Genomic DNA, 12,056 nt, shown 5'->3' with positions numbered 1-12,056 from the left:
TTTTTTAGCTTAGACACTTAGCGTCTTAGAAGCTTAGCAACTTTAGAATTATTTTCCATCCTGCATTGCAAAAACCTTCTGTAATAAAGGTGTTGTTCTTGCAGAAATATCGTTTCTGATTACTTTTTCTTCAACAGCAATCATTTTAAAAACACCAGACAAAGCTTGATTGGTTGTATAATCAGTTAAATCTGGATTTACTTTTTTCACTAGCGGAATAGTATTGTATTTGTTTATAATTTTTGTCCAGACAGCATCGGCACCTACTTTTTCGAAAGAGCTTTTGATAACCGGATTAAATTTGGCGTATAATGCAGTTGTCGTACTTCCTTGTAAATAATTGGTTGCGGCATTATCACTTCCTAAAAGAATGTTTTTAGCATCTGTAAACGTCATGTTTTTTACTGCTGTCACAAAAATCGGAGTTGCTTCTTTTACTGCGTCTTCTGCAGCACGATTCAACATTTTGATTCCTTCATCTGCAAGAGAGCTTAAACCTACTTTACGCAATGTTGCATCTACTTTTTGTAATTCTTCGGGCATTAAAATTTTTACAGCTTCGTTTTTGTAAAATCCGTCTACAGCAGTTAGTTTACTTACTTGTTGCGTGATTCCTTTATTTAAAGCTTCTTTTAATCCAGAAGCAATGTCAACAGTTCCCGAATTTGGAATCTGAGATGCGATTTGAGGCAATTGATTTAAAGTTTGTTGTACCTGTGCGCAAGAAGTAAGCGAAAATGTAACGGCTAATAGTAAAATCTTTTTCATTTGGGGGTTTTATTTAAGTTTCAAAAATACTACTTATTCAAAAATAACGCCACAATTTTATTAAGGGTGAAGAAAGATTTTGTTTGATAATTAACAACAGATTACTATTTGTGTATTTGGGACTTTTTATGATTATAATAATAAAAGAAAGAGAATTATTTACTTTTTCAGAAGATCTATTTTCTCATCTGTTTTTTCAATATAAACAGACATTTCACTGTATTTCCATTTTCCTCTTTTTTCTCCTACAACAAACAAAGTTGCTTTGCCTTTTGGACCTTTCAATGGTACCTGTACATCACAAGCTCGTACATCGTTGTGCGAAGTAACAACTCCAGAAACAATTCCGTCAGTTTCGATTGGAGACCCGAGTTTTTCAACCACTAATTTATTGTTTTGTACTGCTGTCATAGATTCTTTATAAGCATCAGAATCTTTTAGGACGGACGTAACTTCATAGAAAATTCCGCCAATAAATAAACCAACTAATAGTAAAAGAGTTAAACATCCACTAGGAATAAGCCATTTCCAGTTTCGGTTTAGCCAGCTTTGTTTTTGTACTAACTCATTAGAATCTTCCATAAAATCAATTTTTAGATGAATGACAAAGCTAAAATAAGCATAAAAATCTTATTTATAATGTAATTTTTTTTTATTGATAGATATTGATCCTCAAATTCTTAAAGTAATTTATAGTGGAAGAAAAAAAATCATCTTATAGAATTATAAGATGATTTTTGGGTAAAGTTTTTCAGACTTTATTTATATAGTAATTTAGATTGAGGCTTGTATGTAGACTTATTAGAATTTAAGTCATTTAATATAGTTTCAGTATAATCTTTTCCACCCTTTATTAAATAAAAGAACGATTTTACTACATAAATTGGAGCATACGGAAAATTTCGGCAGCTTAAAGAAAGATTTAGATAAAAGTGTCTTAAAGCATATTTCAACGTACCTTCGTTTGGGCGTATAAAATAGATATTTGGTTCCTTGATTTTTTTTACCATTTCAGCAATAATAAAAGGAAACATGATAAATTTTCCTCCTTGCTGAATCAAAACATTTATTTCAAACAAAGTAAGACCTTCTGTATTATTTGTTTTCATAATAGTTTATTTTTTTTACATTTTACAAAAATGGGACTGAATTATAGTTGCAAAAAAATAAATATTCTAGTCGTTTTATTGCCTTTAAAAGATTTAAGAATGATATTTTAAGGTATATTTTAAATATAGTAATGAAATAAAAATAGAGAATTTATCAAAAACAGCTTTGATAAATTCTCCATGGATTATTGGTGCAAATTATTGCATTACAGTTGTTGTGTCGGGAAGCGTTTCACGATTTAAATTGGCGTCTTTTTCATAAACATCTTGAAAGAAGCCAATTTCTCCATTTTCATTTACCAATGAAGTAAAATAAGTGATAAAAATTGGTACTTTTTTAGACAGTTTAAAACTGTTTTCTGTTTTACCCGCCATTGCTTTATCAATTTTTGCCTGATTCCATTCTGGATAATCTTTCAGCATGGCAACAGCAAGTTCTTTAGCCATTTTAACATTGATGCATCCGTGACTGAAAGTTCTTTTTTCAAAATCGAATAAAGTTTTAGATGGCGTATCGTGCATGTAAATATCATCAGAATTTGGGAACATAAATTTTACCAATCCTAAAGAATTATCTGGTCCTGGTTTTTGTCTTACTTGTCCGTTTACCATTTCCATGTTTTTCGCTGTTAGATAATTAGGATCTTCAGCCATTTTAGATTTCAACTCATTTTGCATAATACTTTGAGGTACTGTCCAATATGGGCTAAAAACAATTCGATCAATTTCTCCATTAAAAATGGTTGTTTTAGTTAAAGGTGCGCCAACAAAGACGGGTGAAGTCAAAACTATTTTTCCGTTCTTAACATAAAACAATTCATAAGAAGGAACATTAACCAAAACATATTCATCGCTGGAAGCAATTTTGGCCGAAATCTCACGGCATCTTTCCATGTTAAGTTTTAAAGTCGCCACTTTATCTTCAAGCGGAATATTCATTTCGTTAATGTGTTCTTCTGCCAAAATATAATTAGGTTTAAATCCGTTACGAACTTTGTATTTCATTACGGCGTCCATCAATTCACGATCATAAATATCGCTTTTAGAATCTGTTTTTAAATCGCCTAACAAATACAAACGAGTTCTAACTTGCGCAATAGTGTTAGAAACTGCATCTGGACGCAACTCTTTATAAGGTGATTCTGCCGGAACAATAGGTTTGTATTTGCTAGATTTTTCTAATCTTTTGTATTTTTTTAGAGCATCTTGCAATTTGTAATACTGGTCAAATTCTACTTTTTCATTTGATGCAACTGCTGTTGTTTCTGATTCTTCTAATGTGCTGTAGTTTAAGAAATCTTTCAGCATGCTATCATAAGCTAATTTTTTCTTGTCGGCATTACTTTTTTTAGTGTACACTATATATAATGAACTCAAAAGCATATCTGCATCAGTTTTAGAAAGAGTGCTTTTATCTGATGAAGCATCAAATAGTTGGTCTATTTCTTTTTGATAAGGAATAATTAAATCATTTGTTTTTTTAGCTTTTTCGTACAAAACAGAACCAAATTCGTTGATTTCGTTTTCATCAAACCAGATAGATCCAAGAGTTCTGTTTTTATACAAAGACATGACATCTGATTTATATTTTTTCAAATCCGAATATCTTTTAAAGAAGTCGTTCGAGATTTCGTCTACATCATTTTGATTGTGGTAAACGGTTAAATGATTTGAAGTTTTTTTATATGTAAGATTGTTTTTTTCAATACTGTTAAAAGAAAATACAAAAAAACTCAAACTTAAAATGACGGTGAATGAATATAATGTTTTCATTTTTTTTAATTTTTACGTTATTACTTTTCTACGTAAGTTTTAGGTAAAAATTTGGGGCTTTTCTACACTGCTAAATTACTATTAGAGAGCTCGAAACATGTTTCCTGATTTTATTTAAATGTTGCGAAATTGCCATGTCTTTAAGCTTTCTTTAACTTATATCAATTAGTAGCAAGAATTGTTACCTTTATATTGAAGAAAAAATATTTTCTTTTTTATTAACATAATGTTATTTGACTGATCAAATATTAAAATAATTTGTACATTGGTCGCTTAAAATTATCATATTCATAAAATGGAACAACAAATACCATATATTCCTAAAAATAAAGTAAGAATTGTCACTGCTGCTTCACTTTTTGATGGTCATGATGCTGCCATCAATATTATGCGTCGTATTATTCAGTCAACAGGGGTTGAAGTAATTCATCTTGGTCATGACCGAAGTGTAGAAGAAGTGGTAAATACTGCTATTCAGGAAGATGCCAATGCAATTGCAATGACATCATACCAAGGCGGACACAACGAATACTTTAAATATATGTATGATTTGCTTCGCGAAAAGGGAGCAGGACATATTAAAATCTTCGGTGGTGGAGGCGGTGTAATTCTTCCTAGCGAAATTTCAGAATTGCATGAATATGGTATTACAAGAATTTATTCTCCAGACGACGGACGTTCTTTAGGACTTCAAGGAATGATTAACGATTTGGTACAACGTGCTGATTTTCCTATTGGAGATAAACTAAACGGAGAAATCGATCATATCGAAAATAAAGTGCCAACGGCAATTGCACGTTTAATTTCTGCGGCTGAGAATTTCCCAGAAATTGCAAAACCGGTTTTCGATAAAATTCATGAAAGCAATACCACTTCTAAAATTCCAGTTTTAGGAATTACAGGAACGGGTGGAGCCGGAAAATCTTCTTTGGTTGACGAATTAGTTCGCCGATTTTTAATTGATTTTCCAGAAAAAACAATCGGATTAATTTCTGTCGATCCTTCTAAGATAAAAACAGGAGGAGCGCTTTTAGGAGACAGAATCCGTATGAATGCGATTAATAATCCTCGTGTATATATGCGTTCGCTGGCGACACGTCAGTCGAATTTGGCTTTATCTAAATATGTAGCCGAAGCGATTCAAGTTTTGAAAGCCGCAAAATACGATTTGATTATTCTGGAAACTTCAGGAATTGGTCAGTCTGATACCGAAATTATGGATCATTCTGATGTATCCTTATATGTAATGACACCTGAGTTTGGAGCGGCAACACAATTGGAAAAAATCGACATGCTTGATTTTGCCGATTTAGTAGCTTTAAATAAATTTGATAAACGCGGTGCTTTAGACGCTTTACGCGATGTAAAAAAACAATATCAGAGAAACCATAATCTTTGGGATAAAAGCCCAGACGAAATGCCAGTTTTCGGAACAATTGCTTCACAGTTTAACGATCCGGGAATGAACACGCTTTACAAAGCGATTATGGACAAAGTGGTTGAAAAAACGGCTTCAGATTTGAAATCGACTTTTACAATCACCAAAGAAATGAGCGAGAAAATCTTCGTAATTCCGCCACACAGAACGCGTTATTTATCTGAAATTGCAGAGAATAATAGAAGTTATGATGAAACAGCAATTGCACAGCAAAAAGTAGCACAGAAATTATACGGAATTTTCAAAACTATAGAATCGGTTTCTGGAAAAGTTCCTCAAATTACTAAAGCTGGAATTGATGATTCTTCTGTTTTATCTAGTGGAATTGCAGAACATGATGAAAACAGAATCTTTTTAAATCTTTTACTGAATCAATTTGATAAAGTAAAAATGAATTTAGATCCGTACAATTGGGGAATTATCCTGAATTGGGATGAAAAAGTAGCAAAATACAAAAATCCAGTTTACTCGTTTAAAGTTCGTGATAAAGAAATCAAGATTGCAACGCATTCTGAAAGTTTATCGCATTTACAGATTCCGAAAATTGCTTTGCCTAAATATGAAGGTTGGGGCGATATTTTGCGTTGGAATTTACAAGAAAACGTTCCTGGAGAATTTCCTTTTGCTTCGGGACTATATCCGTTTAAACGTGAAGGCGAGGATCCGTCAAGAATGTTTGCGGGCGAGGGCGGACCAGAAAGAACCAACAAGCGTTTTCATTATGTAAGTGCAGGAATGCCTGCAAAACGTCTTTCAACCGCTTTTGACAGCGTAACTTTATACGGAAACGACCCAGATTTACGCCCGGATATTTACGGAAAAATTGGGAATGCAGGAGTTTCAATCTGCTGTTTAGATGATGCTAAAAAACTATATTCAGGTTTTGATTTGGTTCACGCTTTGACTTCAGTAAGTATGACGATTAACGGGCCTGCGCCAATGTTGTTAGGTTTCTTTATGAATGCCGCAATCGATCAGCAATGTGAGATTTACATCAAGGCAAATGATTTAGAAAAAGAAGTTGAAGCTAAAATCAACAAATTATACAAAGAAAAAGGAATCGAAAGACCAAGATACCAAGGCGATTTGCCAGACGGAAACAACGGTTTAGGATTAATGCTTTTAGGTGTTACCGGAGATGAGGTTTTGCCTTTAGAAGTGTATAATGAAATAAAAGTCAAAACATTATCACAAGTTCGTGGAACGGTTCAAGCCGATATTTTAAAAGAAGATCAGGCGCAAAATACTTGTATTTTCTCAACTGAATTTGCATTGCGTTTAATGGGCGACGTTCAGGAATATTTTATTACTAAAAACGTTCGTAATTTCTATTCGGTTTCTATTTCAGGATATCATATTGCTGAAGCAGGAGCAAACCCAATTACGCAATTGGCATTCACACTTTCAAATGGTTTCACTTACGTGGAATATTATTTGAGCCGCGGCATGAACATCAACGATTTTGGACCAAACCTATCGTTCTTCTTCTCTAATGGAGTTGATCCAGAATATTCTGTAATTGGTCGTGTGGCACGTAAAATTTGGGCAAAAGCCATGAAAAATAAATACGGAGCCAACGAAAGAGCACAAATGCTGAAATATCATATTCAAACTTCTGGACGTTCGTTACACGCACAGGAAATTGATTTCAACGATATCAGAACAACTTTACAGGCTTTATACGCGATTTATGACAACTGTAATTCATTGCACACCAACGCTTACGACGAAGCGATTACAACGCCAACAGAAGAATCTGTGCGTCGTGCAATGGCAATTCAGCTGATTATTAATAAAGAATTAGGTTTAGCGAAAAACGAAAACCCAATTCAAGGTTCGTTCATCATCGAAGAATTAACCGATTTAGTTGAAGCTGCAGTTCTTCAAGAATTCGACAGAATCACGGAACGTGGCGGAGTTCTTGGCGCAATGGAAACGATGTACCAAAGATCTAAAATTCAGGAAGAAAGTTTGTATTACGAAACTTTAAAACACAATGGCGATTTCCCAATTGTGGGTGTAAACACTTTCCTAAGTTCAAAAGGTTCGCCAACGGTAATTCCGGCTGAGGTTATTCGTGCAACCGAAGAAGAAAAACAATATCAAATTACGATGTTGGATAATTTGCATAATTTCCATGAAGCAAAAGTAAACGAGCATTTAAATACGTTACAGCAAGCGGCTATTAAAAACGAAAACTTGTTCGATCATTTAATGGAAGCTACAAAGGTTTGTTCTTTGGGTCAGATTACTTCAGCGTTGTTTGAAGTTGGTGGGCAGTATAGAAGGAATATGTAAGGATTTTTTTTAATGATATGGAAAAACCTCTCAAGATTTTTGGGAGGTTTTTTTATTGGAAATTTTCCAATAAGGCCAAAGGCCTAACAGCATTTTAGCATTGGGCAAACGCCCAATGTCTGTAATAGGATTTAATAAGAAAGCCCTGAAAGGGCGTAAGCAATTAGATGACAAGAATGTCTATTGCCCTTTCAGGGCTTCGAGTTGCATTGAGTTTTAGCTAATAGGGCGTTGCCCTATTTTGGAGCTGTTAGCCTTTCAGGCTTTTTTATGCAGACTTTTAAGAATCTAAACCTCTCAATAAATTCTATTAAAAAAGTAGTTCACTAGTGCCCCGATAGCGCGAGGGTTTCGCTCGTGAACGCAAAGTAATGCATGAGTGAGACGCTTGCGCCAATAAAACAACAAAATTCCATAAAGTTTGTCATTTCGACATAAGGAGAAATCGCACTCGAAGCTCGACAAAGCAAGTGACAAATCTTTGTCGAGTTACTTGCGAAGATTTGCTTCGCCTGTTCGCTATCGCTCGAGTCTCCTTCGTCGAAATGACAAGATTGTGTAAAAACTTTGCGACTTAGCGCCTTTGCGAGATTTTTTAGTATTAGAATTTTCATCTTTTCCCCACTCGCACGAGTGATTGAAAGTGTTTTTCAGTTGACTTGATTTTGTAGTCAACTGAAAACAAATAAAACTGTGACTACTTGTCACCGTTTGAAATATAAATCCTCTTCCACAAACCCCAAAAACTCCATTTCATCCATGGGAAACAAATGCAGAATTGTTTCCAAAATCAGACTCACATTAATAGTTGCACTTTTATCTTTTTTAGAAAAATTATGCGTGTCATTATCAAGCGCTAGAATGCATAATTTGAGTAAATCGGTAATAAGACAACCGAGTTCTAAATAATTGACCACTTTAAATTGTGCGGTATAAGAATTGGCTTCATTGGTTGGTTGTAGCGTTGTAAAATACTGGGCGGTTAATTTTTGCAGTTTTTGTAGCTTTTCTGTTTCGTTTATTTCCATAAGGCGTATATTTTAAATGATTTACAATTTGACTTTTATAAAATAATTATAAGAAAAATTGTACTTTTGTTTGATTCGGCGAAGGAAGGAATATGTTGTATTTTACCAAACTGATTCTGCGGGTATCGTACTGTACTAAATAAGTTTGTTACTCGTGGAAGTTTTCACACTTAATTATTATCTTTGAATTATGAGCACACTAACAAAACCAAATCATATAGGGCGAAAAATAAGCCGTATTCGTGAACTTCGTGATATGAAACAGGAAGCTTTGGCGCAGGCTTTGGGAATAAGTCAGCAAACAATATCTACTATTGAAAACAGCGAAACTATAGAAGAAGATAGACTTGCTGAAATAGCAAAAGCGCTTGGTGTAACGGTGGAAGCAATTAAGAATTTTTCAGAAGATGGTATGATAAATTATTTCAACACTTTTAATGATGCAGTTTCCGGGAATAATTTTAATCATTATAATACTTGTACTTTTAATCCATTAGATAAATTAATGGAAGCGGTAGAAGAAAATAAAAAGCTTTACGAACGTTTGCTTCAGGCAGAAAAAGATAAAATTGAGTATTTAGAAAAATTGCTAAATCAGAAATAATAAATTTTATATAAAAGAAAACCTCTCAGAAATGGGAGGTTTTTTATTTTACAAAAAAATATCGTTTTACGGCTTTCCTCAATTTAGAAGAAATTTGTTTGTATATATTAGCAACCAGAAAAATAGAGATGAAAAGCTTTCTCGGAAAGGCAAATCAATTCTGAAAACCAAAAACTATATATAACCTCACAAATTAATTTTAAATGAAAAAAAGCATTTTTATTTTAGGATTGCTATTTATTACAAGCTTGAGTTTTTGCCAGACCAAGGTTAAGCAGGACATAAAAGCAACTAATAAAACAGAAAACAAAACATACGACTCAAAACTTTTTGGATGCTGGAAAGGCTCTGAAACAGGACAGCAGCAGGATGGTGTAAGTAAATATTGGGTTTCATGCCGCTTTGAAAACGGAACTAGTACTTTATTATTTGTTGTAATTTATCCAAGTGGTAAAGTCGATCAAACAACTGAAAATGGCAAATGGTGGGTTGAAAACGGAAAGTATTATGAATTACATAACTACGATGGCGTAATTGATGTTTACGATTATCAGGTTACAGAAGAAGGAGTTAATTTTCAATCTGTTGAATTAATGGGAAAAATGGACAATACTTATAAGTTTACCGATTATAAAATTGCTGATTAAGTGAAATTGAAAGATTATAATTTAATAGAAAAATCTCTCAGAAATGAGAGGTTTTTTTGTTCATCTATTTTATACTTATATATTTACTTTTAATAAAAAACTTGCTAAACAAACTAAATGAAAACAAAATTACTTTTATTTTTTATACTTTGTATTTTTATCAAAACCAGTGCTCAACAGAAAATCTATGATTTAACTAGTAATCCAAACAGTTTTTTAAAATTTAATGGCAATTTATTTTTTGAAGCTAGTGCTGAAAATACAGGTTTTGAAATATGGAAAAGTGATGGAACTCCTGAGAACACAGCTATTCTTCACGCTATGAATGTAAGTGAAGGTTTTAATCCAAAAAGAATATTAAATACAGGTTCAGCTATATTAAATGGTAAGTTGTTTTTTATTGCAAGAGACAATCTTTCAAATGGAGAAATTTGGCGAACAGATGGAATAAATGAAACTGTAAAAATTACAGATTTTCTTAAAGGTAGAGTTGAGAAACTTACAACCGTAGGAAATTCAATTTTCTTTTTAATGAAAACCAGCGATTATGTATTGCAGATCTGGAAAACGGATGGTACAAAAGACGGAACAGTATTGATAAAAGATAATTTGCCTATTTGGAATAAACCAACTTTTGAAGGTGAATTGAATAATACATTTATTTTTACTTTTCAGGTAGTTAATTCGAATGATTCTAGAGTGTGGAGAAGCGATGGAACTTCAGAAGGGACATATCCTATATCAGATCAAATGGATGGGAATGGATCAGGATTAGGAGGTACGGCAGCATTTACTCAATATAATAAAAGCGCTAATAAATTGTATTTTGTTAGCAGAAATTATTTATTTGAGACGGATGGAACTCCTGAAAATACAATAAATAGAGGAAATGTATGGAATGGAAGTTTTAAAATAGCAAATTTTAGTGATGTCATTGAAGTTAATGGAAATCTATATCTTATGTTTTTTTCTGCAGATTATTTTAATGTAGAAATTTGGAAATTTAATCTAGCGAATAAAAATCTTTCTATGATATATTCGGCTCAAAAGTCACAATATTTTTATCCTTCTAGTTTTGTATATAAAAACGATTCTTTAATTTTTTGTGGACCAAATAGCGCTAATGGTACTTCATTGTTGTCTATGAAGCTTAGTAATAACGAGATATCTGAAATAAAGGAAATGCCATCAAGATCAAAGCCTTTTGTCTTTTTTGCTTATGAGTCTGCTGCTTTAATTTATAATATTAATAACAATGAATATTTTATCACATCACCTGAAAATGAAAAGCAAGAAAGAAGTGGTTATATTTTCAATTATAATTTGCAAAAAGTTGAAAATATTACTGCACTAGACAATGTTTCAGAGGCGATTAGTTATAATGATTATTTATATTATTCAAAAGATAACAAATTGTGCAAATATGCAAGTAATCTGAATGTAATATCAATAGATAAACAACCATCATTAACTTTATATCCAAATCCTTCAACTGATTTTGTTCAAATTAATCTGCCTAATAGTGAAAGCATCCAAACGGTTAATATTTTTGATATAAATGGAAGATTGGTAACTGATTTATCGACTTTTCATGATAATAGAATTGATGTATCAAGATTGACTAAGGGAATTTATAATGTTCAGATTAAGTACGGCAATTCTCTTATAAATAAGAAAATTGTAAAGATATAAATTGAAGATTTGTAAAGTATTCTATAACAAAATTTCATAAAAGTTGTCATTTCGACCGAAGGGAGAAATCACACTAATAGCTCGACAAAGTAAATCACCAATCTTTGCGGAATTACGTGTGTGATTTCTCCCTTCGGTCGAAATGACAAATATTGTGTTTAAATAGTATCATCCATTTGGCTTATATCGCAACGCATGGTTGTGAGTATTGGTTCAAATCCTGCCTTTTTATAAGCGTTGACAGCGGCTTTATTATCATGATATACCTCTAATCTAACTTCGGTTATTCCTTGAGATGATACCCATTTTTTAAGACGGTCAATTAATAGATTATTAAGACCTTTTCCTCTAAATTCTGGATCTACAAACATAAAACCAAGATACCCGAAAAATTCATGTTTTTGATAGGGTTTAGCTTGTCGAATTTGAGCATATCCACAACCAATAATTTGATTGTTAAAGTCTATAACCAAAAGTTCTGATTTGGGGTCAGAAATAAATTCCTCTATGCTATAATAAAAAATCTCTCCTTCTTTTAATGTTACATCGAAAGGCCTTTCTGCATGCACTAAATGTTGCAGAAATTCGGCAAGTTTCGGTAAATCTGAATTGACAGCTTGCCTTATTGATATATCTTTTGTGTTTTCATTCATATCTCAAATATATTGTAAATAAATTTTCCTTGCTCTGGATTTCTAC

10 protein-coding genes are annotated in these 12,056 nt (G+C 32.6%); 4 read left to right on the top strand and 6 right to left on the bottom strand.

Features of this window, described 5'->3' with window-relative positions:
• Window positions 1–48: 48 nt before the first annotated feature.
• The 4 genes from AAYQ05_RS07245 to AAYQ05_RS07230 form a co-directional block, all read right to left on the bottom strand.
• Entirely contained in the window at window positions 49–768 is a 720-nt protein-coding gene (locus AAYQ05_RS07245) for a DUF4197 domain-containing protein (protein WP_343542249.1), read from the bottom strand.
• Between the two features lie 159 nt (window positions 769–927).
• Window positions 928–1,350, bottom strand: coding sequence for a cytochrome c oxidase assembly factor Coa1 family protein (locus AAYQ05_RS07240; RefSeq protein ID WP_343542247.1), 423 nt, complete (start codon window positions 1,348–1,350; stop codon window positions 928–930).
• A 176-nt stretch (window positions 1,351–1,526) separates the two neighbouring features.
• A complete protein-coding gene (locus AAYQ05_RS07235) occupies window positions 1,527–1,877 on the bottom strand; it encodes a hypothetical protein (RefSeq protein WP_343542246.1) in 351 nt (116 codons plus the stop codon).
• Between the two features lie 198 nt (window positions 1,878–2,075).
• The gene (locus tag AAYQ05_RS07230; RefSeq protein ID WP_343542245.1) at window positions 2,076–3,650 is read right to left on the bottom strand and encodes a L,D-transpeptidase family protein; all 1,575 of its coding nucleotides are present in this window, start codon (window positions 3,648–3,650) and stop codon (window positions 2,076–2,078) included.
• Between the two features lie 295 nt (window positions 3,651–3,945).
• Between AAYQ05_RS07230 and AAYQ05_RS07225 the strand changes: the two genes are divergently transcribed.
• A complete protein-coding gene (locus AAYQ05_RS07225) occupies window positions 3,946–7,386 on the top strand; it encodes a methylmalonyl-CoA mutase family protein (RefSeq protein WP_343542244.1) in 3,441 nt (1,146 codons plus the stop codon).
• Between the two features lie 704 nt (window positions 7,387–8,090).
• On the opposite strand, the gene AAYQ05_RS07220 is transcribed toward AAYQ05_RS07225, so the two are convergent.
• The gene (locus tag AAYQ05_RS07220) at window positions 8,091–8,414 is read right to left on the bottom strand and encodes a hypothetical protein (protein WP_343542242.1); all 324 of its coding nucleotides are present in this window, start codon (window positions 8,412–8,414) and stop codon (window positions 8,091–8,093) included.
• A gap of 190 nt (window positions 8,415–8,604) precedes the next feature.
• Between AAYQ05_RS07220 and AAYQ05_RS07215 the strand changes: the two genes are divergently transcribed.
• From AAYQ05_RS07215 to AAYQ05_RS07205, 3 genes are all read left to right on the top strand, one after another.
• Window positions 8,605–9,018, top strand: coding sequence for a helix-turn-helix domain-containing protein (locus AAYQ05_RS07215; RefSeq protein ID WP_343542241.1), 414 nt, complete (start codon window positions 8,605–8,607; stop codon window positions 9,016–9,018).
• A 203-nt stretch (window positions 9,019–9,221) separates the two neighbouring features.
• Window positions 9,222–9,665, top strand: coding sequence for a hypothetical protein (locus tag AAYQ05_RS07210; protein WP_281631861.1), 444 nt, complete (start codon window positions 9,222–9,224; stop codon window positions 9,663–9,665).
• A gap of 117 nt (window positions 9,666–9,782) precedes the next feature.
• Window positions 9,783–11,357, top strand: a complete 1,575-nt coding sequence (locus AAYQ05_RS07205) for a T9SS type A sorting domain-containing protein (RefSeq protein WP_343542240.1) — start codon at window positions 9,783–9,785, stop codon at window positions 11,355–11,357.
• Between the two features lie 158 nt (window positions 11,358–11,515).
• Here the strand turns inward: AAYQ05_RS07205 and AAYQ05_RS07200 are convergent, their stop codons facing one another.
• Window positions 11,516–12,010: a GNAT family N-acetyltransferase gene (locus AAYQ05_RS07200; protein WP_343542239.1), complete on the bottom strand. Its 495-nt coding sequence runs from the start codon at window positions 12,008–12,010 to the stop codon at window positions 11,516–11,518.
• Between the last annotated feature and the right edge of the window lie 46 nt (window positions 12,011–12,056).

The sequence above is a fragment of the Flavobacterium movens genome, assembly GCF_039581425.1.
In the GTDB taxonomy this organism is placed as follows: Bacteria; Bacteroidota; Bacteroidia; order Flavobacteriales; family Flavobacteriaceae; genus Flavobacterium; species Flavobacterium luteolum.
Note: the sequence above shows the minus strand (reverse complement) of the source record. Positions and strands in the feature narration are given on the sequence as shown.